The sequence below is a fragment of the Thalassococcus lentus genome, assembly GCF_028023555.1.
Lineage (GTDB): Bacteria > Pseudomonadota > Alphaproteobacteria > Rhodobacterales > Rhodobacteraceae > Thalassococcus_A > Thalassococcus_A lentus.
Genome location: NZ_JAQIOY010000002.1, coordinates 212,288 through 237,386 on the forward strand (window position 1 = coordinate 212,288; position 25,099 = coordinate 237,386).

Below are 25,099 nucleotides of genomic sequence, written 5' to 3' on the forward strand. Positions count from 1 at the left end.
ACATGAGGGTGGCCCCGGGTCGGGGCTGCCCAACCGCACTTGATGAGACAAGGAGAGCCGAGATGGCGATCACAGCTGCACAGGTTAAAGAACTGCGTGAAATGACTGGCGCTGGCATGATGGATGCCAAGAAAGCACTGGTCGAAACCGAAGGTGACATGGAAGCGGCCATTGACTGGCTGCGCACCAAGGGTCTGGCCAAAGCCGCCAAGAAATCCGGCCGTACCGCGGCTGAGGGTTTGGTTGCTGTAAACGTCGATGGTGGCAAGGGCGTCGCTGTCGAAGTGAACTCCGAGACCGACTTTGTTGGCAAGAACGCCGAATTCCAGGAAATGGTTGCCGGTATCGCAGCCAATGCCATGGGCGCTGCAGATGTTGAGGCGCTTCTGGCGTCCGACATGGGCGGCAAATCCGTTCAGGATGTCATCACCGACAAGATCGCGACAATCGGTGAGAACATGTCCCTGCGCCGCATGGCCTCGGTTGAGGGCGATGTCGTTGCGTCTTACGTGCACAACGCCGCTGCAACTGGCATGGGCCAGATCGGTGTGCTGGTTGCACTGAAAGGCGGCGACGAAGCATTCGGCAAGCAGGTTGCCATGCACATCGCTGCGGCCAACCCAGCGTCGCTGTCCGAAGCGGACCTCGACCCGGCGGTTGTCGAAAAAGAGCGTCAGGTTCAGATCGACATCGCACGCGAATCCGGCAAGCCTGAGCAGGTCATCGAAAAGATGATCGTTGGCCGTATGAAGAAGTTCCTCGCAGAAGTGACCTTGCTGGGTCAGCAGTTCGCGCTGAACACCGACGTCACCGTTGAGCAGGCAGCCAAGGATGCCGGCGCGGAAATCGTTGGCTTTGTACGGATGCAGGTTGGCGAAGGTATCGAGAAAGTCGCAGAAGACTTTGCTGCCGAAGTTGCCAAGGCAGCTCAGGGCTAAGCTCTTTCGCTAAATGTTAGGAAAGCGCCGGATGTTTCCGGCGCTTTTTTTGTTGTGCGGGTTATTGGCCCAAGGGCTGTTGCACGCACGACTCAGTCTGATGCGATCATCTGCTGGCCGGGTGACAGAGCTGCCCGGACTTTGGCAGTTAGGGGCTAGCGCAGTCCTGCCAAAGGGAACCGGCCACCGTGATCGCCTATGAAAAAGCCAGAAAATCACTGCGTGGCATTCTGCCTCTGAACGCTGCCTATGCGTCAGACGCTGTCTGGATGGTTCTTGGGGTGGCTTTGTCATTCGCCAGACGGGCCGGTCGTGATTGCGCTGTTTTTGGTGATGCTCCGGCCTGGCAAGATCTGTCCGTGGCCGAAAGGAAGGCGCTCGCGGCTTGTTGGCGTATGGTTGGGCCGGAACGGCAGCCCGCCAATGAGGTGTCTCGCGACTACCCGTTTCTCGCCCAGCAATGGCAGGCTTTGGAGTGGGCAATAGACCAAATGGAACGTGCGCCCGACGGCCTGCGATTGTCGCGCCGCCGTTTGCGTCAAAGCGGGATGCGACAGGCACAGTATTCCTGCGCCGCCAATGCAGGGCAGGGCGACAGGCCGCTTCACGCGCAGATTGCTTATGTCATGGACCTTGCCGCAGCGTTGGAGGCCCGTTTCGGCGTCCAAAGGCCGGCGATGCCCGATCCTTGTGGTTTTACGTTGTCAGTATTGGAAGCAGATGAAACCTGGCTGGCGGCAAACCGGGATCCGGATTTCTGGCACGTGCTTTTGCCGACCTTGGTCGAACTTTGCTTTGTGGCGAATTTTGCGCGTCAGGTTCTGCCGGTGCTGGATTGGATGCTGGCCCAGCCCGATTGTGATCAGGCCACGGCTGCGGCGGCCTTTGTTCTGCTGGATGGGCCACGACTTGCCCCGGTTGAACCGGGCTGTGTGACAGGCTGGGAACAAGAACAGCAACGTCAGGTGTTGTGCCAGTCCATCACAGAGCGTGCAGAATCCGGACTATACGAAGGGCGCTGGCTTTTGCCTTCAACATTGGGGTTGCCGGATGATCTGTCGGCACGTGCGGGTGGGGCTGCTTTGCCTGTTGCGCTGTTCGGCAGCCCGTTCACTGGGCGGGAGCCTGAAACACCGTACTATGTTGAAAACGGGACGATCCATCTTGCGATGATCTGACTGTCCATAGCGATCTGACGGTCGTGGCAGGGATCGGGGCCCCCGCGAGACATTGGGGATGAGATGGGGGACCCCGATGGGTGCCGGTCCTGAAGTTGCGGTAATTGCTTTCCAGAACCGGCCCGGTTTACACCGGTGATGAAGCTGCATTGCCCGGAAATAGCGCGGGTTGCGGCCCCTTCGTTCCATGGCCAAAGCCACCACTCACGGAACTTTTGTAGAATGCCAACTCAGGGGCGAGTTAGGAAGTCCGGTTTTCCGGACCCCACGTCAGTTTTCCAGTTTTTTAGACTAAAGTGCAGGCCCGCGCGCAATTTCCGGGCGAGTCTATCGTCCGAAAGCGGAAGGTTGCCGCGCTCAGAGAATCAGGCGTGAACGATATACATCTGGTTCAGGAAGGCGGCCTTGGCCACGGCCTGAGCGGTTGTTTCAACGTTCAGCGTTTCGCGCGCGAGGCGCAGATGCTTTTCGATCGTCGCCTGCGTCAGGCCCATGATCTGTGCAATGTCCTGCATTGTCTTGCCGTCGCCAACCCATTCCAGCGCCTCGCGCTGGCGCGCGGTCAATGACTGGTGCGCCAGATTAACAGGCAAAGTGAGAACCTTCAGGTGGGCGAGGTTATTCATAAGAACAATGTCTTCGCCGTGCTCTTTCCAAATGGCGTCTGCATCATCCTGGGTCATCTCGGGGCGCGTTGTGAGCGAAATGGCCCCCTTTGAGCGGCGCGAAACCGACTGAAAGCTGATGGTGTAGCCGGCATGAACACTGTGCGACAGGTTGAACTGCACCACCGCAGCGGCCTTTTCATCCAGTCCACCTTTGGCAACTTGTTCGCCCAGAACACGCCAGCTGCACCAGCCTTCGTTTTCGAGCGCCCAGCGTACCATCGGCGCGTAGCGATACAGGCCATCCTCGACAAAGCCCTTGCGGTACTCTGGTGAATGGTTTGTCAGAACCACGAAATCATTTGGATCGCCCAGCGAGTTTTCCGACATGAAGCGTGTGAACCCATAGATCAGCCGGTCAAAGCCGTATTGTTCCATCCGCTCGCAATGCTGTTTCCACATCTCTTCGATGCTGTCTGTGTTCGTCAGATCAATCAGGTAGTCGCGCAGTTCCGGTTTCATGCGGTTTTCTCCAAATGGCTGATCAACGCATCCATCGCCAGAGTGTACCCCCGTGCGCCGAAACCGCAAATCTGGCCGATGGCGACCGGGGCAATAAAGGATTTGTGTCGAAATGGTTCGCGCGCGTGGATGTTGGAAAGATGCAGTTCGACGGTCGGCAAACCGACCGAGCTGATCGCATCCATCAGCGCGACAGAAGTATGGGTATATCCACCGGCATTCAGCACAACACCATCATGGACGCCGCGGGCGGCATGCAAGGCATCAACAAGATCGCCTTCATGATTGGATTGGTCAAAAGCGACTTTGACACCAATGGCTTGTGCGAATGTGCGGCACATCTCTTCGACGTCCGCGAGGGTCGTTGATCCATAGACCTCTGGCTGGCGCGTGCCGAGCAAATTGAGGTTGGGACCATTCAAAATCAGAATCGAGCGCATGACTGCTCCGCAATTGGTTTGCGTCTGCGTAAGGCGCGTACGGTGTTCTGTCCAGAAGGCGCTTCGTGTCAAAGCAGTAATGTTGCGCGGACGTTGCCCACAGGTCGCGGCGCAGAATGCCCCTCAGGGCTGCGGCAGAATCAGGATGGCGCGGAAGTCGTTCACATTTGTCAGGGTCGGCCCCGTTACGATTTGACCGCCGATAGCGCCGAAAAAGCGGTGCGCGTCGTTCTGATCCAAGGCTTTCGCGGCATCGATCCCTGTATCGTGCGCCGTTTTCAACGTCTCCGGCCCGGCATAGGCCCCTGCGACTTCGGCAGCGCCATCAACGCCATCGGTGTCACAGGCCAGAACATGGATGCCTTTTGCCCCCTCTAGCGCGGTTGCTGCCGCAAGAACGTATTCGGCATTCGGCCCGCCGATCCCTTCACCGCGCCGCGTAACCGTACATTCGCCACCGGACAGCAGCAAAATCGGCCGGTTGGATTGCGACGCCTCTGCCTGAAGGGTCTGCGCCATCTGGCATTGTTCAATCGCCAATTCCCGCGCTTCGCCCTCGAGTGCGTCGCCTAGAATGCGTACATCACATCCCGCGGCTGTGGCGATTTCGGATGCGGCCTGCAATGACTGCGAGGGCGCTGCAATAATACGCGTTTCCGATTGTGCCAGTCGGGGATCATCCGGGCTGACGACGCTTGAGCCGGCTTCCAGACATGCCAGAACACTGGCCGGCACATCGATGCCATAGCGGTCGATGATTGCGCGCGCATCCTGCGCCGTGGTGGTGTCACCGACGGTTGGGCCAGAGGCCACTTCGGCAGGATCGTCGCCAGGAACGTCAGAGATCATCAAGGTCAATAGGCGGGCAGGATGGCAGGCTGCCGCGAGTTGGCCGCCCTTGACTGCGCTCAGGTGCTTTCGCACGACATTCATCTGGCCAATCGGTGCACCGGATGCCAGCAATGCCTTGTTGACGCTCATTTTTTCGCTGAGGGTCAGGCCCGCTCGCGGAGCGCACAAAAGCGCAGAGCCACCGCCTGAAATCAGTGCAATTACTGTGTCTTCTGGCCCAAAGCCGTCGGCCATAGCCATTAGTTTCTGGGTCGCGGTTTCACCCGCGGCGTCCGGTACCGGATGGGCGGCCTCGACGATTTCGATACCTTGGGTCGTGCGGGCGTATCCGTAGCGGGTGATGACGAAGCCTTCGCATGGGCCATAATGAGCCTCAACCGCTTCAGCCATCCGGGCGCTGGCTTTGCCCGCGCCGATTACGATCAAGCGGCCCTTCGGCTTTTCCGGCAGGTGCTCGGCCACAACGCGCATGGGATCTGCGGTTGCAACAGCGGTCTTGAACAAATCTGTCAAAAAAGCGCGGGGATCCGCGATCGTCTCGTACATGGGTTGTCCTCAGAGCGGCTCCAAAGGCAGTGAGCGCTGCATGAACCAGCGTTGATGGCCTTTGGGGTGTTGATCAGGGGCATTTGCAAGGCAACCAAAATCACAAAAGCCCATTTTCGTCCATGCCACATGCGCGGAGGGGCTTGAGGTGTCCAGCCACGCACTGTGGCAGCCACGATCACGGGCCAGCGCAAAAGCCTCGTTCAGGAGTTGTCTTGCGTAGCCCTGTCGTCGATGGACTTCGGCCACCCACATCATATGAACATGCAGCCAGCCATAAGAGGTTGAGCCGGTAAGCCCGGCAATCAATTCACCATTGGTATCCCGAACGGCCAGATTTATAGGCCCGTTCTGAGCCTGAGTGTTTTCCGCACGCAGGCTCGAAAGCAGGTGTTCTTCCAGCTCAGATTCGAATTGTTTAATTTTTTCAGAGTTTTGCGGCGTCAACTTCAACCAAGCCACTTTGCATAGTCACTGACGAGCAAATGCCGGGGGGCCACGTCTTCTTCGATCTCGGCAAACCGTCCGATCGGTTCGCGGAAGATGTTGTCGGTCTCGTCGTCGTTTACGGTAGATACCTCTCCGATCAACACGTCGCCGCCTTCGCCCCAGAATGCATGCCAGTCACCGGGGCGGAGCGTTACGCTTTCGCCCGGCGCGAGGCTCAGCTTTTCACCGGCGCCATAGTCGTGCCGGACTCCGTCCAGCCAAACTGTGCCACCCTTGTCCTCGGCAAAGTTGCCGTCGTCATCAGAACCGAAAAGTTCCACCACCAATGTGGCGCCGCCACGGTTGATGATGTCCTCGGCCTTGATCACATGCGTGTGCATCGGGCTCAGCTGGTCTTGCCGTGAGATGAGCAGCTTTTCCGCGTAGCACATGCCGCCGCCTTTCTGCAGATCGCTCAGCAGGCCGTTGCGCAGCGTGAACAGGAACAGACCCATCTCGTCGAAGCGGCCTTCGCCATAGTCGGTAATGTCCCAACCGCAGCGGGCGTCAATGACATGGCGCGCAGTGTCAGACTTCGCTTTGAACTGATCGGGCGTCCAATAGGCAAAACCGGGCAGGTTAAAGCCATGGCTGCGGATCAGATCGTCGGCCGCAGCCATGATATCGTTGATTTCAGAGCGTTTCATGCGGGCTCTTTCTGGGTGCTGAGTATTTCGATGACCATGGCGGCCGTCCATGTAAAGCTGCCGCCGCCGCAGGGTTCTGCGGTCTTGGGATCGTAGTATTCGGCAAAGCCGCTTTCTTCAATCAATCGAATGCTGTCATCGCGGATTCTGTCGCGTACGCTCATTTGTCCGGCTTCACCCATGCCATCAGAAATCATGTAGTTGACGATCAGCCAGACCGGGCCGCGCCAATAGCGGGTTCCGTCGAATTCGGGGGCAGTGGGGTCGTGGCTTGGCACTGTAAAGCGCGCAGCATTGGCGAGCGTTGTAATGCGCGCGGCGATTGCCTTGGCCCGGGCGGATGGAATTGCACAGAACGCAGCCAGAAGCCCACCAATGGACGCGCTATCGATCAGCTTGCCGGTGGAACGATCATAGCAGCTGTACTGGCCGAGTGAAACGTTCCAGAGTTTTTCCATGGCCGCAATTCCCTTGGCGGCAAAGGCGCGGGACTGTTCTGCGATTTCCGGCTCGCCCAGGTGGTCTGCCAGATCTGCCACGTCACTGCAGGAGCGGATCAGGATGGCGTTGAACCCGGGGTCCACCATCTGGAAGGGCGATGCATCGTGCAGTTTGGCATTGTCCCAGCCGAGGCTGCGGAAATGCTGCACCAGCCAGATGTAGCGCTTGTATTGTTCGTCTGTTGGCCGGTGCTCGGGATTGGCGTGGGATGTATCACGGCGCTGGAATTCACCGACCCCATCTGTTGGCACCCGTTCAAAGGCATCGTCCCAATCGACCGAATTGTCCCGTCCGGATTCCCAAGGGTGCAGGATCGCGACCAGTCCGGTCCCGGCCGGATCACGATCGCGATAGAACCACTGGTGCCAGGCATGAATTCTGGGCAACAGGGCACGGGCGCGGCGTTCGGCCATGGCGCGATCGCTGGCGCGGTCAAAAATGCGCCGGACAGCAAAGCCTGTGACTGCGGGCTGCGTGATGCCAGATGTGGGGACATCGCGCTGCGTGCCCCAGACGTCCGGGCCCGGGAAATAGCCATCATCGTTCTGATGAAAGATGATGTGTGGAACCATGCCATCTTCCCACTGGTGCGCCATCAGTGTTTCGATTTCAGTCCAGGCACGAGCCTCATCGAAATGGGCAAAGCCAAGCGCACTCAGGGCCGAATCCCAATTCCACTGGAACGGATAAAGGCCATGGGTCGGAACCGTGTAGGAACCACGGTCGTTGCGTTCCAATACGGCGCGGGCCTGATCAATCAGATCTTGTCTCATTCTGTGTTCCTCAGGCTACGGCCAGGGTTGTTTCGGGATTAAACCAGCGCACCCGGTCTGTCTGTGGCGCGAGGGTCAGCACGTCTCCGGGCTTTACGGTCATATCGCTGTCCAGCACGGCGCGAAAGAGCGCGCCCTCGACATCGCAGGTGACCAGCAGATGGGCTCCAAGCGGCTCGACCACCTTTGCGGTGGCTTTCAAACCGGTTTCTGATGGTCGCAGATCTTCCGGCCGAATGGCGAACTTAAGGGTTTCGGACGAAACCGGGCCGTCCATGTCCTGACCACCGACCGTCCATTTGCCGTTGCCCGACGGGGTTGCTGGCAAGAAGTTCATCGGTGGGTTGCCGATAAAGCCAGCGACGAATTCAGCTGCCGGGTTGCGGTAGACTTCAATCGGCGAGGCGGCCTGAACGATCTTGCCCTGATGCATGACGCTGATCCGGTCTGCCATCGACATGGCCTCGACCTGATCGTGGGTGACGTAGATCGCGGTGGTATTGCTTTCGGCCAGAACGCCCTTGAGTTCCGCACGCATTTCCATGCGAAGGAGCGCGTCAAGGTTGGAAAGCGGCTCATCCATCAGGATTACGTCGGGCTCCATCGCAAGTGCCCGAGCCACCGCAACACGCTGGCGCTGACCGCCGGACAATTCGCCTGAATAGCGTTTGAGCAATTGTTCGATATGCATCAGCTCAGCGGTGCGCTCGACCCGGCGTTTCACTTCGTCGTTCGGCAGCTTTTGCATGCGCAGACCAAAGCCGATATTTTCGAAGACGGTCAGATGCGGGAATACTGCGTAGTTTTGGAACACCATTGCGATGCCGCGGTCTTTGGGTGGCAGGTGGTCGATCCTGCGTCCGCCGATCCAGACTTCGCCGGTGGTTGCCGTTTCCAACCCGGCCACGATCCGCAACAATGTGGTCTTGCCGCATCCGGATGCGCCCAGCAGAACCATGAATTCCTGATCCTGAATGGTCAGATTGATGTCATGAAGCGCTTGGTACGCTCCAAAGGTCTTGGCGACATTTTTGATTTGGATTTCAGCCATAACTTGAGCTCCTGTTTCGGTCGCGCCGCCTCAGCGGTTGGCGATGCCCCACATGGCAAAGAGGTATTTACGCACAGCGAAGATGAAGATCAGCGCTGGCACGACGAGGATGAACCCGCCCGCGAATTTCAGGTGAAGCGGAGAGGTGTCTAGATTTTGCAAAAGGAATGCGGTCAGCGTGCGGTTCTCGATTGTCAGAACAGCCGCCGCAAAAACCTCGTTCCATGAGATCACGAAGGCAAAGATCGCGCTGGCTGTGATGCCCGGCAAGATTAGCGGCAGAACCACCTTGGTGAACGCAGTCAGTCGCGTGCAACCGAGGGTCCATGCGGCTTCTTCCAGTTCGATCGGAATGCCCGAGAAAAGCGAGAATGTGATCAGCACCGCAAATGGGATTGCCAAAGTGGTGTGCACAAGCGCCAGACCGAACACTGTGTCGTCCAGACCCGTCTGGATGAACATGACGGCCAGGGGAAGCGCCAGAAGCGGAAGCGGAAAGGCCCGGGTCAGCAGGATCAGCAGACGGAACAGTTCCTTGCCGCGAAAATCAAAGCGCGACAGCGCATATCCCGCCGGGGCTCCGATCACGATCGACATGATCATGGTCATTCCTGCCACGAGGATCGAGTTCTTGAGCGCGGTCAGCATTCCTGCAAAGCCCGCAAAGAATGTCAGGCTGCCCAGATCGAATTCGGGCCAGAACGGCTTGGGAAAGCTGTTGACGGTGTCCGGGGAACTCAGCGTGTTGATCAGTAGAAAGTAGATCGGAACCAGAACCCATGCACAAAGCAGGACAACGGCTGTGACATAGACGAACCTTCCGGCCTTGCGCGCATCAGGCGCCGCGACATCGGTTGTGACAGAGGTCATATCGTTGCTCCTTTCGGGACGCGCAGCAGACGCAGGATGATCAAGGTAAAGCCAATCGAGATGGCGAGAATGATCAGGGCCATGGCTGCAGCTGCGCCAGAGTTCAGAAGATCGAACTGATAGGCATAGGTTTCACCCATGAGGACCGGGAAGAGCGTGCCGCCCAGTGCTGCCACAACGGCGAAGATTTCAAAGGCGAGAATGACACGCAGCACCAGCGCCGTTTGCAGGCTGGGCCGCAAAAGGGGCAGGGTGATCCGGGTGAACCGTTTCCATGGGCTGGCACCAAAGACCTCGGCGGCCTCATAGTATTCCTTGGGGATCAGGCCGATGCCTGCGACCAGGATTACGAGCATGATCGCCGTCGCCCGCCAGATCTCGGCCAGCGCAATCGCCAGGAACACAAGCCCGGGGTTTTGGAAGGTCAGCAGGTTCACCGGCTTATCAACGATCCCCAGACCGTTCATCATCGAGTTCAGAAAACCGGACTGTTCGAAGATCGCCAGCCAGATGATACCGGCAGCCAGATCCGAAATGCCCAACGGAATGGTCCAGACGTACAGGATCAGATCGCGGCCTTTTTGCATTTTGTTGACCATGGTGGCCATGAGCAGCGCCAGAGCGAGCTGAACAGGCACGACCGCGGCAGCCAGCAAGAAGGTATTGCGCAGCGTGGTCGGGAACTTCCAGTAGCTCGTGACTTCGCGGAAATTGTCCAGTGTAAATCCCGATCCAGTGCTGAAGGCCTGTTTGGACACCAGCAAAAACGGATAAAGGAAAAACAGACAAAGAAAGAGCGTCACTGGCAAGATCAGGACATAGGGTAACACCCGAGCGTTCATGGGACCGCTCCTTTCATGGCGCAGTGGCGCGCTGAATTAGAAATGTCATCGGGGTAGGGGGCCCGGACCCAACTATATAGACAGGTCCGGGCTTTGGGAGGAATACCTCCCGGCCTTATTCGACCGGGCAGGCACCTTCGGAAGGTGCGTCAGGCGCCCAGCAAGGTGCGCCGGTTTCTTCCATGATTGCGGCCAACTTGCCTTTTTGATCGTCCAGAACCATGCGGATGTCCTGACCGGCCAGAACGATACGTTCAAAGCTGTCGACGAAGACGCGGTTGAAGTCGCCTCCCTTGTCGCCGAGACCGGCAGGCAGCAGGCCCGGGTTCGCGTCGGCAGAACCGGACATCTTGGCAACTGCATCGCCAGCGGCTTTGACCGATGGTGGCAGATCTTCTGGGAGAGCAACGTCAACAACGGGGAAGAAGTTGGTCGCCCGCAGAGTTGCGATCTGGGTTTCCGGCTTCAGCATGTATTCGACCAGCGATTTGGCCGCGTCCATGTCTGGTGCTGTTTTCGGAATGGCAACGCCTGCCAGAACAGGCATGAAGCCACGGCCGGTTGGGCCAGCTGGGGCCGGGAATGCCACGAAATCATCCGGACGCTCGTTGAACGCCTGTGCCAGACGCGAGGTGTGGTCAAACACGATCCATGCATCGCCGGACAGCAGCTGTTCCTGCATGAACGAGAAGTTGGTGGAAGCTGGGTTTGTGTGTTCCCACAGCTTACGGAACGCTTCCCATGCGCCTACGGCTTCGTCAGACGCAAACGTGCGTACAACACCGTTGGTGTAGGACGGGTAGAGGTAGCCCTGGAAGAAGCGGTGCTTCAGACCCTTGGGACCTGCAGGAAAGCCGAACTTTGGCTCGCCGGCTGCTTCATGAGCGTTCGCGGCCCACTGGATCAGCTGGTCGTAGGTCAGTGCGTTGATGTCGGCACCATCAGGCAGGTACTGCAGCGCGTCCTTGTTGGCGGCCATGATGTAGCTGGCCTGCATCCAAGGGATGTACTGCATACTGTCTGTGCCAAGCTTGGCAAGATCGTTGAAGGTTCCGGATGCGCTCATGACACCCATGTCCGACAGATCAACCAGGTCATCAGGATTCATCGCGGAGAAGTCACCGTGCAACGCGCCCAGCACACCGATCGTACCCGATCCGGCCTGCAGTTCCGCGTTCAGACGTGTCAGCCATGGGCCGCCGTCATTTGGCTGGTAGTCTACGCCGGCCTCAAAGCCGCCGAGGACCTGTTCGCGCATTGCCTGCGCTTCTTCCACTGGCTTGGCCTGTGTGGACCAGAACAGCGTTTCGGCCTGTGCAGCCATACCCGTGCACGCAATCGCGAGACCCGATGCTGCGCCGAGAATTTTGGAATAAAAAGTCATATTTCCTCCCAGTTTGGTTTGGCGCCGAAAGGTGTTCGACGCCGGATTCTAACAGGTGTTCCCGGATGGCGAATCCGGGCTGTCGATTATCAGGAGGACATGAAATTCGGCGCAATTCTTGCGGCAAATCGAATCTCCTCCCTTGGTGAAAGATTGGTATATCGTTATACCTACTGTCAAATGATATTTGCGCCCAATTCGGTTGTCGATGTTGCGATCGATCCAAAAACCCTTGCTTTTCAAGGAAAAAAAATACACAAAGATGATGAAACGATATATCTAATCCTAGGGAAAAACGTGTCCGGTAAGCCAACTTTGGGAACCGTTGCAAAGGCAGCGGGTGTATCTGTACCTACCGCCAGTCAGGTGTTGCGGGGCACAGGACGCATTTCCGAAGAAACACGTGAAAAGGTTCTGGAGGCGGCGCGCCGCCTGCATTACGTCAAGGACTCTCGTGCAGCTTCGATGCGGTCGGGCGACAATCGTGAAATTGGTTTTGTTATCAACCAATTGCAGAACCCTTTTAATGCGGAAGTAATCAGCGGTGTCGTAGATCTGCTGGAAACTAAGGGTTATCTCGTCTCTGTTGTGGATACCCGTGACGACCTTGAGCGGCAAAATCGTCAGCTTGAAGCCTTTATCCGGCATGGCCGTGGCGGTCTGCTTTGGGTTCCCGCGCTGGAAACGGAGCCCAACACGATAGAGTTGCTCCGCACACACCGAATTCCGACAGTGACGTTCCTGCGGCCTCTGCATCGAGATTTCGACCATGTGGGTATTCGAAATGCGGAAGCCACCAGCAATGCAACGGCCTATCTGGCTGATCTGGGACACCGGCACATCGCATATTTTGGTGGTACGGACATGACGATTGTTCGCGCCGAGCGGATCTCGGGTTACCGGCAGGAAATGTCGAAGCGTGGTTTGGGGCAGGGTGTTGTCTGGGATTGCGACAACACGAAACTGTCTGGTCTGGATGCGATGATCGCGTTGAAACAACAGCACCCGGACGTCACGGCCATTGTGTGCAACGGTGACATGGTGGCATTGGGCGCAAGCCTTGGGTTGACGCGTCTGGGATTAGAGCCTGGCGTGGATGTATCGATCGTTGGCTTCGATGACATTCAGGACGCGGCTGTTGCGACGCCGCCGTTGACGACAATGGCCATCCATCCACAAAAGCTTGGCCGTAAGCTGGCGCGCGTTTTGCTGGACCGCATAGAAGAACCTGCAATGCCCGCAACCGTATCCGAGATATCTGCGGAGCTGGTTGTACGAGATACCTCTGGGCCGGTGCATAATTAAGTATACAAATACAACGATTTACGGTGTGGAGCGCAGGTAAATTCGGTCTCCTGCGTGTTGCGTTTATTTACATAATACTGATTATAAGATTAATGCATGAAAGAAAAAGGGCCAGATTTGCATCTGACCCCCATTGTTTTTCGTCACATCAAAAGAATGCCTGAAGCCCAGTTTGCGCCCGCCCCAGGATCAAGGCGTGCACATCATGCGTGCCCTCATAGGTGTTGACCGTCTCGAGGTTCATCATATGCCGGATAACCTGGAATTCTGCCGAGATGCCGTTGCCGCCGTGCATGTCCCGGGCCATCCGCGCAATATCCAGCGCTTTGCCGCAGTTGTTGCGTTTGAGAATGGAGATCATCTCGGGCGCACCGCGCGCTTCGTCCAGCAAACGTCCGACGCGCAGACATCCTTGCAAGGCCAGTGAAATCTCGGTCTGCATGTCCGCCAGTTTGCGTTGGAACAATTGGGTTTGTGCGATGGGCTTGTTGAACTGCTTGCGCTCAAGTCCATAGTTCAGGGCCGCGTGCCAGCAGAATTCTGCCGCGCCCAACACCCCCCAGCTGATGCCGTAGCGGGCACGGTTCAAACAGCCAAACGGGCCCTTGAGCCCCTGAACATGTGGCAACAAGGCGTCCTCGCCGACCTCGACACCGTCCAGAACGATTTCACCGGTTACCGAAGCCCGCAGGCTTAGTTTGTTTGCAATTTTCGGTGCGGATAGGCCCTTGGCGCCCTTCTCAAGGACAAAACCGCGGATCTTGCCGTCATGCGCTTCGGACTTGGCCCAGACGACAAAGACGTCTGCGATCGGACTGTTGGAAATCCACATCTTGGAGCCAGTTAGCCGGTAACCACCGTCGATTTTTTCCGCGCGGGTTTTCATTCCAGCTGGGTCACTGCCTGCGTCGGGTTCGGTCAAACCGAAGCATCCGATCCACTCGCCGCTGGCCAGTTTTGGCAGGTACTTCTGACGCTGCTCTTCGCTGCCATAGGCATAAATCGGATACATGACCAGCGAGGACTGGACCGACATCATGCTGCGATATCCCGAGTCCACACGCTCGATTTCCCGGGCCACCAAACCGTAGGACACATACGAGCCCCCTAGCCCGCCGTATTCCTCTGGCACCGTGATGCCCAGCAATCCCATGCTGCCCATCTCTGCAAAGACTTCGGGGGCAACGGTTTCGTTGTTGAAGGCCTCGACGACGCGCGGCGCCAGCTTTTCTTCGGCAAAGGCGCGCGCGCCATCGGCCAGCATGCGCTCTTCTTCGGTTAGCTGATCGCTCAGCAGAAAGGCATCCTGCCAGTCAAAGCTGCCCAGATCCGGAGCGTCTTTGGCCTTGAGGGAGGGTTTTGGTTGGCTCATCTCATTCATTTTACGCTCCTTTGAATGGGCAACTCTGCGCTGCGGCGCTTGATTTGATCAAATTATAGGGCACAACGCCACCTAAGAAAATGGATATCAAGGACGCAGGGTGACGCAACCCGTTGCTTGCTCTGATCCGTCCCATGGGCCACAAGGACGCCATGAGCAAATCAGCAGACATTTTGTGTATTGGCTCGGTCCTGTGGGACGTGATCGGGCGCAGCCCGTCGGTCATGCGCGCCGGGTCAGATGTGCCGGGACGGATCACCCGGATTCCTGGCGGTGTGGCGCTGAATATCGCCATGACGCTTGCGCGGTTCGGGCTGACGCCTGCTTTGTTGTCGTCGATCGGCCGGGATGCCGAGGGCGATGAACTTGTGACCGAATGCGAGCGCTTAGGCTGCCTTACGAACCATCTGTATCGTTCGGACGATCTGCCAACCGATGTTTATATGGCGATCGAGGGCGCCAATGGATTGATTGCGGCGATTGCAGATGCCCATTCATTGGAGGCGGCGGGCGCGCGCATTTTGAACCCTTTGACAGACGGCGCTCTGGGCAGTGCAGCGGCCCCCTACCCCGGCGTGATCGCGCTGGATGGCAATCTGACGGAATCGCTTTTGGATGATGTGGCCCGCAATCCGGCCTTTGGACACGCCGATTTACGGATCGCACCAGCGTCACCGGGCAAAGCAGAACGTCTGCTGCCGTTTTTGCGGGCTGGTCGCGGCACACTCTATGTGAACCTCGAAGAAGCAGGCCTGCTGAGCCAGACCAGTTTCGAAACCGCGCAGGATGCCGCCATGGCATTGTTGGAGCGCGGCGCGGCGCGGGCCATAGTAACCGACGGAAGCCGCACTTGCTGTGACGCGGATGCGGATGGTCTGTATCAGGGCACGCCGCCGGATGTGCTGGTCACGCGCATTACAGGCGCTGGTGACACCTTTATGGCGGCCCATATCGCCGCAGAAATTGCAGGATCGTCGCGCGATCAGGCACTCGAAAAGGCCCTGAGGGCCGCCGCAAGCTATGTATCCGGAGAAATCGCCCAATGAGCCTCGTTCACCTGTCCCCTGATGTCCAAGCCGCTCTTGAGGCCGGCAAGCCGGTTGTCGCCTTGGAATCGACTATTATAACCCATGGGATGCCATGGCCGCAGAATCTCGAAGTGGCCCGTCAGGTCGAAGCGACCGTAAAAGACGCGGGTGCAGAGCCGGCCACCATCGCGGTTCTGGATGGCCGGCTGTGTGTCGGTCTGGATGATGCGCAGCTTGAACAACTGGCGCAGGCCAAGGGTGTGGCAAAGCTGAGCCGCGCCGATATGGCGGTTTGCATGGCCGAAGGACGCACCGGCGCTACAACGGTTGCGGCGACGATGATCGCCGCCGAGCGTGCCGGAATATCCGTTTTTGCAACGGGTGGAATTGGCGGCGTTCACAAAGGCGCCGAGAGCAGCTTTGATATCTCTGCCGACTTGCAGGAACTGGCGCAAACAGCGGTCACGGTGGTTGCGGCGGGTGCAAAGGCCATTCTTGATCTGCCGAAAACGCTTGAGGTTTTGGAAACGCTCGGCGTTCCTGTAATCGCCTATGGGCAAGACCAGTTGCCGGCATTCTGGTCGCGCGAAGCAGGACTGCGCGCACCATTGCGCATGGACACTGCGGGCGCGATTGCACGGGCGCATGTGATGCGCGGGCGCCTTGGGCTTCCGGGTGGTCAGTTGGTGGCCAACCCCATTCCGGCCGATGCTGAAATTCCGCGTGACGTTCTGGCGCCGCTGATCGCCGAAGCCAATCGGGATGCCGAACAACACGGGATTTCAGGCAAGGCGCTGACGCCCTATCTGCTGCAAAGGCTGTTCGAGCTTACCAAGGGCCGTTCGCTCGAAGCAAATATCGCGCTGGTTTTGAACAATGCACGTCTTGCGGCCGGAATTGCCTGCGAAATATGCGAAAATACAGACTAATTGGCTTTCACAGCGCGGCGACCATTGTACCCCTTGCCGCGATTGCCTAGGTTTGAGGCTGTATGTGACAGACGGTCTGACCTGAATGACAACCCCCTTTGACAAAGAACCGACCAAGCGCTCTGGCTGGCTTGCTGGTTTGCGCGCCTCTTTTCTGACCGGGATTGTTGTGATCGCTCCGGTTGGCCTGACGGTCTGGCTGATCTGGACCGTGATTGGCTGGGTTGATGGTTTTGTTTGGCCTTTTGTGCCGGACTCCTATCAGCCTGAAGGCCTGATCAACCGCTTCCTTGGCAATGAAAGTCCCGCCGATCCCAACTGGATCAACGTGAATATCCGTGGTGTGGGTGTAATCGTGTTCCTGTTGTTCACCCTGCTTGTTGGGTGGATCGCAAAGGGTCTGATTGGCCGTTCCTTGATCCGTTTTGCCGAAGGGCTGGTTGATCGCACACCGGTGGTTCGCTCGATCTATTCCGGGATCAAGCAGATTGCTGAAACGGTATTCGCTCAGTCCGAACGCAGTTTTGAAAAGGCCTGCCTGATCGAGTATCCCCGCAAGGGCATCTGGGCCATCGCGTTCATTTCGACCGACACGCGCGGCGAGGTTGCGGCCAAAGCAGCGACCATGGGCGGCATGGTTTCGGTTTTTGTCCCGACTACGCCGAACCCCACCTCGGGCTTTTTGCTGTTCTTCCCCAAGGAGGACGTCATCGAGTTGGACATGAGCATCGAAGACGCGGCCAAGCTCGTGATTTCGGCAGGTCTGGTCTACCCTGATGGGGAAAAGGCGAAAAAGGCCGTTGAGAGCCAGCTTAAAGCAGCCTCTTGATTACAGCCTGAGGGAAGTGGCACTGTTACCTTTTCAACCGAAAGGTATTGTCATGTCCAAATCACCTGTTCTGACCTGCAAGGTCTGCGGCGCAAAACACGGAGGTGTTTACAGCGCCTCTGTCTGTCAGGATTGCTACAAAAAAGGATCGCGCTGAAAGGCGCGCGGCTTCCGCTTTCTCTAGCCGAACATAGCGCGCAGGTCGGCCGATTGCCGTGTGCCCAAATCAGATTTGTGATCGCGCAGGAAATCCCCGGCTGCACGCCTGCCCGCTTGTTTCAGCTGTAGCAGCAACGAGGGAACGGGCACGGTCTTGGTGGCAACGGACAAATCGTTCATCAGTGCGTCGTCCGCGATCATGTGTATCCTCAAACGTTTGCGGGTGCCTTCTTGGATCGCGCCTTCGTCCAGCAGACGCTGAACGAAATCAATGGCCCGCAGTTCGCGCAGCAACGAGGCGTTGAAGCTGATCTCGTTGATCCGATTTCGGATCTCGGCGGGCGTACGCGGTGTTTGGCGGCGTTCCATGGGGTTGATATTGATCACAACGATGTCGTCGGGAAAGGCGGTTTCGAACAGGGGAAACAGCGGCGGATTGCCAGTGTATCCACCATCCCAGAAGGCTTCGGTGTTGCCGGTCAGTGGATCGGGCAGTTCAACGGCCTTGAACATGGTCGGCAAACAGGCTGAGGCGAGGATGGCGTCCACGCTGATCTGATCACCGGAAAAGACCCGGATCTTGCCGTCGCGCACACAGGTGGCCCCCACAAAGAAAGCAGGCCCTTCGCCGGAACAAACCCGCCCGAAATCAAACTCGGACACGATTCGGGACAGCGGGTTTTCATAAAGCGCGCCCCAGGCATAGGGTGACATCATCCGCGCTGCGGCCTCGCCCCAGATGTAGGGCAAGGCATATTCGACCGAATGGCTGACGACGCCGGGATCAGGCAGGAAGGCTTCCAGCCACTTCGGCAGGCTGTCTTCGTCCAGTGCCCCGATCTGTGACCAAAGCCAGTCGAGGTTTTCCCGAGCATCCTGCGACCCGCCCGATACCAAACCGGCCTTGAGCGCAGCGCCATTCAAAGCACCCGCCGATGTGCCCGAGATCGCGGAAATTTCGATCCCGTCCTCTTCGAGCAGGCGATCCAGAACGCCCCATGTGAACGCACCATGTGCGCCGCCCCCTTGCAGGGCGAGATTGATCCGGATCGGTTTGGTCATGTCGTCGTTCCCTGCCCGGCAGTCGCTGTGATGCGTTTGGGCTTAGTCTTTGTTCTGTGCTTCGTAGGCGGCGAACAAATCGGTGACTTTGACGCCCTCGATGGTCATGCCTTCGTAGTTGGCGTGTTGAAGCGCCAACCCAGACAAGTTCGCATTCTGGATCGTGCCGTTGCTGAAGTTGATGTCCTGCAACACGGCATCGGTCAGATTGGCGTTTGTGATCTTGAGACCGGTCGCATTCACATCATTGAACTCAGCCCCGATCAGGTGCGAGTCGCTGATAAAGCTGTTTTTCAGGCTGACCCGTGTGAACCGTGATCCGCACAGAAACATATTGTCGATCTCGAGTTTGTCGCGACCTGCTTCTTTTTCACTCATAGCGCTGTCCATCCTCCATCGACGCTGATTGTTGTACCCGTAATCTGTGCGGCGGCATCCGAACACAGGAATACGGCTGTGCCGCCCATCTGTTCGACCGTTGCGAATTCTTTGGATGGCTGCCGTTCCAGCATGACTTTCTCGACGACTTCATCGCGGCCCATGTTGTATTTCTCCATGGTGTCCGGGATCTGTGCCTCGACCAACGGGGTCAGTACATAGCCGGGACAAATCGCATTTGCGGTAATCGGCTCGCGCGCGGTTTCGAGCGCGGTTGTCTTTGTCAGACCTACGATACCATGCTTGGCCGCGATGTAGGCTGATTTAAATGGTGAGGCCGTCAACCCATGCGCAGAGGCAATGTTAACCACCCTGCCCCAACCCGCTTTGCGCATCATGGGCAGCGCGGCCGCTGTGGTGTGAAAGGCGGAGCTGAGATTGATGGCGATGATCGCATCCCATTTTTCGGCCGGGAATTCATCGATCGGTGCAACATGCTGAATGCCAGCATTGTTGATCAGGATGTCGCAGGCACCGGCCTGTTCGATCAGGGCGCGGCATTCATCCGGTTTGGACATGTCCGCCTTGATGTAGCGGGCCTCGACGCCGTGATTTGCGGTGATTTCGGCGGCAATGGCATGGTCTTCTTCTCGGTCGCTGAACGAGTTGATGATGACCGATGCGCCGGCGCGGGCCATTTCATGTGCGATGCCGAGACCGATGCCCGAGTTTGATCCGGTGATGACGGCGGTTTTTCCTGAAAGCGACATGGCGTATTCCTTAGATAATGCTGCGTGGCAGCATACATGCCGCAAATGCAAAGGCAACGCGGCTCCGATCAAATGTCAGTGCATGACCATTGAAATGGTGCCGTGATTGTTATCCCAGAGCCAGCCAGTCAGAATAGCTGAGTCCCTCTGCGCCATCCTGAAAGTGCTCTGGCGTTAGATCTGTCAGCTCCAGACCGCGAATGATAACGATCGACGTGCCGTCGTTGTAAACCGTGTTTGCCCCGCGTTGCTCGGCGTTTTCGGTGAACAACTCATAGGCCAAGGCGCGATTGTAGGTGCCGTTCTGGCTGGGTCCGATCCAAAGAATGTCCTCGCTGAGATCGAAGTCCGTCACAACGGTTCGCCCTGTTGGTTCGGTGCTAAAGCCAAACCCGTCATCCGGCGCGAGCAAATTCAGAACAAAGGCGTCTGGTCCCGGTCCGCCGGTGAGTGTGTCGTTGCCATTGGCCCCCGCCAGAAGGTCGCGGCCTGTGCCACCCGACAGCCGATCATTTCCGTCCTGACCAAACAGCAGGTCATCTCCGGCGGCGCCACGCAGGGTGTCGTCACCTTGGTTGCCGGACATCGAGTCATTTCCGAAGTTGCCCAACAGGAGGTCGTCGCCAGCGCCGCCGATAATCGTGTCGTTATCCAAACCACCGTTCAGATAATCGCTACCGTCGCGGCCAACCAAGCTGTCGTTCCCGTTTTGCCCATACAAGCGTACCGCCGTGCTGGAAAGCGCGCTGGCTGTCAGATAGTCATCACCCGCTCCGGCAAAAACGCCCGGCAGGTCCCGCCACGCATTTGCTTCGGCGCCTTGAATGATCACATCATTCTCCGTGGTTCCGTCGATGCGCAGGTCAGCATCAAGATTGAACCAAACGCCCCCGACCGGTCCAGGCTGCCTGAGTGCGGCTGCAGCGGAGAGACTGGTCAGCATCGCAGTTGTCAGCCCCTCAAAGGGCGGCTCCATTTCGGTCGCGAAATCATCCAACGGCCGTGCCAAGCCCGTCGCCGTGTAGACCGGCGCGTTGTCGAAATCGATGCCTTGTGACGCCACCAAAGTCAGCGTGATTGATGTGACATTGCCGCCGACAGGCATCCCGTCGGAGCCAATGCTAAACCCTTCACCGCGAATAACGAGGTTCAGGGCCACGCCGGGATCATTGGGCAGTGGATCGCGCGCAAAGATTTGTGAGTCTGCGACTCGGACAACAGTGTAACTCATAAAAAAACTCATGTTTTTGGCAGGAAGGAATTCCTACGTGGGACCCGTTCAAGACAATCGGATAAGTAGAGTGATCGCGGAAGCGCAACAAGCGACAATCTGTCAGTTCTGCGGAAATCAGCCGACCAAAAAAAACCCCGGCACAAGGCCGGGGTTCAGTCATTGAGGCAGGTTTCATACAGGCAAGAAACCTATCGAGCAGTGCCCTCTTTATAAGCAATTAACGCGCCGAGTCCAACCTAAAAGTTTGTAAATGCTGAAATCCCCCGATACGCTCAGCCCCAACAATACAACGGCTGACAGGGATTGTTGCCAAAATGAGCATCGATTATTTCCAAATACCAAGACAATTTTTGAACCCTCTGGGCGCTGCGATTCTATCGGTGGCTGTACTGGGTTCAACCGCACACGCGGACAAGGCACACGGCATAGCTATGTATGGTGCGCCCCAACTCCCACCTGATTTTGTGTCCCTGCCCTATGTGAACCCGCAGGCCCCCAAAGGCGGGCGGATCGTAATCGGCGAACGCGGCGGCTTTGACAGCCTCAATCCGTTTGTCCGGAAAGGCACGGCGCCGTGGCAGCTTCGGTTCTCTGGCACCATCGGTTTCGAAAGCCTGATGGGCCGCAGCTGGGATGAACCTTTCACGCTCTACTGCCTTCTCTGCGAATCGATTGATGCCTCTGACGATCGCAAAACGGTGACCTTCACCCTACGCGATGAAGCCCGATTCTCTGACGGGAGCCCGGTCACGGTTGAAGACGTAATGTGGAGCTACGAGACGCTCGGCACCGTGGGCCATCCGCGGTATCACAATCTATGGAAAAACATCGCCTCCATGGAACAGACCGGGCCTCGCTCTGTCACGTTTACGTTCGACTCGGATGATCGGGAACTTGCGCTGTTGGTTGGCATGCGCCCGGTTCTCAAAAAGGCACACTACGATGGCATCGACTTTGCCGAAAGCGGCACAGACGTTGCTCCGATCACAAGCGCACCTTACGTGATCGAGGATTTTGAAGCTGGCCGCTTTATCAGTTTGAAACGCAATCCCGACTACTGGGGCTGGGACCAGCCCTTCATGCAGGGTCAGGCCAATCTGGACGAAATTCGGATTGAGTATTTCTCGGACGGGACCGCGCAGTTCGAAGCGTTCAAATCCGGGGCTCTGAACACCAATCGTGAATTCAACGCCGAGAAATGGGAAACCCAATACGATTTCCCTGCGATTGATCGGGGCGATGTCATCAAGTCGGTCCTGCCGCACCAGCGCCCTTCCGGGATCACCGGTTTTGTTATGAACACACGGCGTGACTTTTTCGCCGATTGGCGGGTGCGTGACGCAATGCTGCATGCGTTCAATTTCGAGTTCATCAACGAAACGATGACCGGCGGACGTCAGCCGCGCATCACATCGTATTTCTCCAACTCGCCGCTGGCCATGTCTGACGGCCCGGCCGAAGGATTGGTTCGCGAGCTGCTGGAGCCATTTGCAGCCGAGCTGCCCGAAGGTGTTCTAGAGGGCTACACGCTTCCTGAAAGTGACGGCTCACTGCGCAATCGTGCCAACATTGCGAAGGCCGCTGATATGCTGGCCGAGGCAGGTTGGACTGTTCAGGATGGCGTTTTGAAAGACGCAAATGGCAAGCCATTCGTCTTTTCCATCCTTCTGACCCAAGGCTCTGCCGAGGAAGGTTCCATCGCGGATCTCTACGTGCAGGCGCTGGAGCGTCTTGGGATGCAGGTCACCATCGAAACCGTTGATTCTGCTCAGTTTAAGGAGCGGACGAACACTTTTGATTTCGATATGACATGGTATCGGCGTGGTGTGTCGCTGAGCCCCGGCAACGAGCAAAAGAAGTACTGGGGTATTGAGGCGGCTGACACCGAAACCTCGCGCAACTGGATGGGTATGAAATCCCCTGCCGCTGAAGCGATGATTGATGCCATGCTGACCGCTGGCACACGCGACGAATTCCTGTCGGCTGTTAAGGCGTTGGACCGGGTTTTGACCGCTGGTCGCTATGTGATCCCCACCTACCAGTACAACATCAGCCGCATCGCTCACACCAAAGAACTCAAGTTCGCCGAGCCGCTTCCGATCTACGGTGATTGGATCAACTGGCAGACCGACACGTGGTATTGGGAAGACTAAAAAACCCAACTTATCCACAGACTCTTTTTTCGGCGCGCGGGATTTGCTATCCTGCGCGCCGAATGCGTCAAAAGGCGCGTCGTAAGAAAAAGAGATGAGGCAGACATGAAACGAGCAGCGTGCATTCTTGCGCTGGCCCTTGCTTTGGCCGGGTGCGCAACGATTGATGGCATCGGTCAGGATATTTCGGGTGGCGCCAAGCGGGTCCAGAACTGGCTCTAGTCCAATGTGGGCACTAAGACTTTTCGCCTAAAGACGCAGACCGTCTGGGCATCCTATGATCGGGATGCGCAAGCGAAAGGCCAGAGCATGACAAACACATCCGAGCAGCCAAGCCAATCCGTGCCAAACGCACCAGCGGCCTTGGTCGTCGATGATCATCCATTGTTTTGTGATGCCCTGACCCTCACGCTCCAATCCATTGCCGATTTTGAAGAAATCCGCACGGCACTTACCTTGGAAAAGGCGCTTGAGATCGTGAACCAGGACAGCCGTATCGGGTTGATTGTGCTGGATCTCAATCTGCCGGACGTGAATGGTCTTGATGGTTTGGTGCGGTTGCGGACCGCTGCCCCAAAGGCCTCGATCATTATTGCCTCCAGTATGGCGGACAACCGGATGATCAGCCACGCTCTAAAGGCGGGGGCAGACGGTTTCGTGCCCAAGCATTCCCAGCGTTCGGTGTTTCGCCGCGCGTTTGAAGCCGTGGGCAAAGGTCATGCCTTTGTACCAGATGGCTATATTGACCCGCAGGGGGGAAATGACAGCGCCTCTGACGAAGCCTTGGTACGGCTTGCATCGCTGACCAACCAGCAGGCCCGCATCCTGCATCTGATTTGCGAAGGCAAGCTGAACAAGCAGATCGCTTATGATCTTTCAATCGCTGAAACGACAGTCAAAGCACATGTCACCGCGATCATGCGTAAACTGGGTGTGCACAGCCGAACCCAGGCTGTGCTGATCGCGCAGGAGGCCAGATTTGCCAAGGTCTTGCCAAGCGACGCCTGACAGCCCTATCCTTTCTTCAGCTGAACTCATGGGGATAAAGCCAAGTGGACGGAGCCATAGAACGCTCCGCGCGGGAGGAGACAGCCCAGACCGGCACTCTTAGAAGTGCGCAGGTTGCCTTTGACGCAGACGATCCGGCGTCCGAGCTTGCCAGACAATTGGGCAAAGGCCCTTTTGAACTGGTGTGTCTTTTCGTTTCACCGCGCGCCGATTTCGCGGCCCTGACGGGCGCCGCGCAAAACGCCTTTGGTGGCGCGGATGTCATTGCCTGTACAACCGCGGGCGAGCTGGGGCGCAATGGCTATGAAGAGGGCCAGATCATTGCGCTGGGTTTTCCTCAGGAACAGTTCGCCGCCCATGTCTTCGAGATCGATAGCCTGTCGGATATGGAAGATCAGAGCGTCATCGACGGGTTGATCAATGCCCGTCTTCAACTGGCCGGTCGCGCCGCTGAAATGGGTTCAGAATTTGCCTGCCTTCTGGTCGACGGTCTGTCCATGCGAGAAGAGCATCTCACCTCGGTGATTGCCTCGGGTCTGGGGCCAATGCCGCTGTTTGGCGGCTCATCCGGCGATGGAACAGCTTTCAAGCAGACCCTGCTTTCACACAACGGGCGCATCATGGGGGATGCAGCCCTGCTCACAATGGTTCGGTCACATTGCGCCGTCGAGGTGTTTAGTCTCGATCATCTGGTGCCCACGAAAACACGCATGGTGGTAACTGGCGCGGATCCCGAAAACCGGATCGTGCATGAAATAAACGCCGAACCTGCGGCGCTCGAATATGCTCGTTTGCTGGGCAAAGACCCCAATCAGCTATCGCCCTTTATCTTTGCCGCCCACCCCGTTGTCGTGCGATTGGGTGACAGCCACCACGTACGCGCTATCCAGCGGGTCAACGAAAACGGTGATCTGGTTTTCTTTTCCGCGATCAACGAAGGCATGGTCCTCACGCTCGCGGATCATCAGGATATGGCGGAACATCTGGACGAAGGTCTGGGCCGGCTGGCCCGCGACCGAACACCAGATCATATTTTGGGCTGTGACTGCATCTTGCGGCGGATCGAGGCTGGGCAGGTCCAGCAAACCCGCGAAGTATCGCGGGTTCTGGCCAATCATCGGGTTTTTGGCTTTTCGACCTACGGGGAACAAATCGGCGCTTTGCATGTGAACCAGACTTTGACCGGTGTTGCGATCTATCCACCTGAAAAGTCAGATCGGTGATC

At 57.5% G+C, this 25,099-nt stretch carries 25 protein-coding genes; 10 read left to right on the forward strand and 15 right to left on the reverse strand.

Translation table 11 applies throughout. From position 1 onward, the window contains the following. Positions 1-62: 62 nt before the first annotated feature. Together tsf and PFY00_RS06140 are read left to right on the forward strand one after the other, a co-directional pair. Positions 63-938, forward strand: coding sequence for a translation elongation factor Ts (tsf, locus tag PFY00_RS06135; protein ID WP_271431659.1), 876 nt, complete (start codon positions 63-65; stop codon positions 936-938). A 188-nt stretch (positions 939-1,126) separates the two neighbouring features. Next, the gene (locus tag PFY00_RS06140) at positions 1,127-2,116 is read left to right on the forward strand and encodes a hypothetical protein (RefSeq protein WP_271431660.1); all 990 of its coding nucleotides are present in this window, start codon (positions 1,127-1,129) and stop codon (positions 2,114-2,116) included. 365 nt (positions 2,117-2,481) lie between these two features. Here the strand turns inward: PFY00_RS06140 and PFY00_RS06145 are convergent, their stop codons facing one another. The 10 genes from PFY00_RS06145 to PFY00_RS06190 all read right to left on the reverse strand — a co-directional run bounded on the left by PFY00_RS06145 (position 2,482) and on the right by PFY00_RS06190 (position 11,638). Further along, positions 2,482-3,243: a helix-turn-helix transcriptional regulator gene (locus PFY00_RS06145; RefSeq protein ID WP_271431661.1), complete on the reverse strand. Its 762-nt coding sequence runs from the start codon at positions 3,241-3,243 to the stop codon at positions 2,482-2,484. Further along, entirely contained in the window at positions 3,240-3,683 is a 444-nt protein-coding gene (gene aroQ / locus PFY00_RS06150; protein WP_271431662.1) for a type II 3-dehydroquinate dehydratase, read from the reverse strand. The genes PFY00_RS06145 and aroQ overlap by 4 nt, the downstream gene beginning before the upstream one ends. A gap of 123 nt (positions 3,684-3,806) precedes the next feature. Beyond that, entirely contained in the window at positions 3,807-5,081 is a 1,275-nt protein-coding gene (locus PFY00_RS06155; RefSeq protein ID WP_271431663.1) for a glycerate kinase type-2 family protein, read from the reverse strand. Between the two features lie 9 nt (positions 5,082-5,090). Beyond that, positions 5,091-5,543 carry a GNAT family N-acetyltransferase gene (locus PFY00_RS06160; RefSeq protein WP_271431664.1) on the reverse strand — a complete coding sequence of 151 codons (453 nt, stop codon included), beginning with the start codon at positions 5,541-5,543 and terminating at the stop codon, positions 5,091-5,093. Beyond that, positions 5,531-6,217: a D-lyxose/D-mannose family sugar isomerase gene (locus tag PFY00_RS06165; protein WP_271431665.1), complete on the reverse strand. Its 687-nt coding sequence runs from the start codon at positions 6,215-6,217 to the stop codon at positions 5,531-5,533. Before PFY00_RS06165 ends, PFY00_RS06160 begins: the two co-directional genes overlap by 13 nt. Then, the gene (locus PFY00_RS06170) at positions 6,214-7,491 is read right to left on the reverse strand and encodes an MGH1-like glycoside hydrolase domain-containing protein (RefSeq protein ID WP_271431666.1); all 1,278 of its coding nucleotides are present in this window, start codon (positions 7,489-7,491) and stop codon (positions 6,214-6,216) included. The genes PFY00_RS06165 and PFY00_RS06170 overlap by 4 nt, the downstream gene beginning before the upstream one ends. A gap of 10 nt (positions 7,492-7,501) precedes the next feature. Next, positions 7,502-8,542 carry an ABC transporter ATP-binding protein gene (locus tag PFY00_RS06175; protein WP_271431667.1) on the reverse strand — a complete coding sequence of 347 codons (1,041 nt, stop codon included), beginning with the start codon at positions 8,540-8,542 and terminating at the stop codon, positions 7,502-7,504. A gap of 30 nt (positions 8,543-8,572) precedes the next feature. Beyond that, on the reverse strand, positions 8,573-9,412 hold the full coding sequence (locus PFY00_RS06180) for a carbohydrate ABC transporter permease (RefSeq protein ID WP_271431668.1): 840 nt from the start codon (positions 9,410-9,412) through the stop codon (positions 8,573-8,575). Next, entirely contained in the window at positions 9,409-10,254 is an 846-nt protein-coding gene (locus PFY00_RS06185; protein WP_271431669.1) for a carbohydrate ABC transporter permease, read from the reverse strand. The genes PFY00_RS06180 and PFY00_RS06185 overlap by 4 nt, the downstream gene beginning before the upstream one ends. Before the next feature lie 115 nt (positions 10,255-10,369). Continuing rightward, on the reverse strand, positions 10,370-11,638 hold the full coding sequence (locus tag PFY00_RS06190) for an ABC transporter substrate-binding protein (protein ID WP_271431670.1): 1,269 nt from the start codon (positions 11,636-11,638) through the stop codon (positions 10,370-10,372). Positions 11,639-11,935: 297 nt separating this feature from the next. On the opposite strand from PFY00_RS06190, the gene PFY00_RS06195 reads away from it, so the two are divergent. Continuing rightward, positions 11,936-12,943, forward strand: coding sequence for a LacI family DNA-binding transcriptional regulator (locus tag PFY00_RS06195; protein ID WP_271431671.1), 1,008 nt, complete (start codon positions 11,936-11,938; stop codon positions 12,941-12,943). A gap of 148 nt (positions 12,944-13,091) precedes the next feature. Here PFY00_RS06195 and PFY00_RS06200 read toward each other — a convergent pair whose 3' ends face one another. Further along, on the reverse strand, positions 13,092-14,315 hold the full coding sequence (locus PFY00_RS06200) for an acyl-CoA dehydrogenase (protein ID WP_271432208.1): 1,224 nt from the start codon (positions 14,313-14,315) through the stop codon (positions 13,092-13,094). 161 nt (positions 14,316-14,476) lie between these two features. Between PFY00_RS06200 and PFY00_RS06205 the strand changes: the two genes are divergently transcribed. The 3 genes from PFY00_RS06205 to PFY00_RS06215 all read left to right on the forward strand — a co-directional run bounded on the left by PFY00_RS06205 (position 14,477) and on the right by PFY00_RS06215 (position 17,110). Next, positions 14,477-15,370 (forward strand): PfkB family carbohydrate kinase, encoded by an 894-nt coding sequence (locus PFY00_RS06205; protein ID WP_271431672.1) that lies wholly within the window; start codon positions 14,477-14,479, stop codon positions 15,368-15,370. Next, on the forward strand, positions 15,367-16,281 hold the full coding sequence (locus PFY00_RS06210; protein ID WP_271431673.1) for a pseudouridine-5'-phosphate glycosidase: 915 nt from the start codon (positions 15,367-15,369) through the stop codon (positions 16,279-16,281). Before PFY00_RS06205 ends, PFY00_RS06210 begins: the two co-directional genes overlap by 4 nt. Positions 16,282-16,366: 85 nt before the next feature. Beyond that, the gene (locus PFY00_RS06215) at positions 16,367-17,110 is read left to right on the forward strand and encodes a DUF502 domain-containing protein (RefSeq protein ID WP_271431674.1); all 744 of its coding nucleotides are present in this window, start codon (positions 16,367-16,369) and stop codon (positions 17,108-17,110) included. Between the two features lie 180 nt (positions 17,111-17,290). Here PFY00_RS06215 and PFY00_RS06220 read toward each other — a convergent pair whose 3' ends face one another. The 4 genes from PFY00_RS06220 to PFY00_RS06235 form a co-directional block, all read right to left on the reverse strand. Further along, the gene (locus PFY00_RS06220; RefSeq protein ID WP_271431675.1) at positions 17,291-18,331 is read right to left on the reverse strand and encodes a patatin-like phospholipase family protein; all 1,041 of its coding nucleotides are present in this window, start codon (positions 18,329-18,331) and stop codon (positions 17,291-17,293) included. A 42-nt stretch (positions 18,332-18,373) separates the two neighbouring features. Further along, a complete protein-coding gene (locus PFY00_RS06225) occupies positions 18,374-18,709 on the reverse strand; it encodes a pentapeptide repeat-containing protein (protein WP_271431676.1) in 336 nt (111 codons plus the stop codon). Beyond that, positions 18,706-19,479 carry a 3-hydroxybutyrate dehydrogenase gene (locus PFY00_RS06230; protein ID WP_271431677.1) on the reverse strand — a complete coding sequence of 258 codons (774 nt, stop codon included), beginning with the start codon at positions 19,477-19,479 and terminating at the stop codon, positions 18,706-18,708. The genes PFY00_RS06225 and PFY00_RS06230 overlap by 4 nt, the downstream gene beginning before the upstream one ends. A gap of 109 nt (positions 19,480-19,588) precedes the next feature. Next, on the reverse strand, positions 19,589-20,710 hold the full coding sequence (locus PFY00_RS06235) for a calcium-binding protein (protein WP_271431678.1): 1,122 nt from the start codon (positions 20,708-20,710) through the stop codon (positions 19,589-19,591). A 317-nt stretch (positions 20,711-21,027) separates the two neighbouring features. On the opposite strand from PFY00_RS06235, the gene PFY00_RS06240 reads away from it, so the two are divergent. From PFY00_RS06240 to PFY00_RS06255, 4 genes are all read left to right on the forward strand, one after another. Then, entirely contained in the window at positions 21,028-22,866 is a 1,839-nt protein-coding gene (locus PFY00_RS06240) for an extracellular solute-binding protein (RefSeq protein ID WP_271431679.1), read from the forward strand. A gap of 105 nt (positions 22,867-22,971) precedes the next feature. Beyond that, a complete protein-coding gene (locus PFY00_RS06245) occupies positions 22,972-23,088 on the forward strand; it encodes an entericidin EcnA/B family protein (RefSeq protein ID WP_271431680.1) in 117 nt (38 codons plus the stop codon). Positions 23,089-23,175: 87 nt separating this feature from the next. Continuing rightward, entirely contained in the window at positions 23,176-23,874 is a 699-nt protein-coding gene (locus PFY00_RS06250) for a response regulator (protein WP_271431681.1), read from the forward strand. 44 nt (positions 23,875-23,918) lie between these two features. Continuing rightward, entirely contained in the window at positions 23,919-25,097 is a 1,179-nt protein-coding gene (locus tag PFY00_RS06255) for an FIST N-terminal domain-containing protein (protein ID WP_271431682.1), read from the forward strand. The last annotated feature ends 2 nt before the right edge of the window (positions 25,098-25,099 follow it).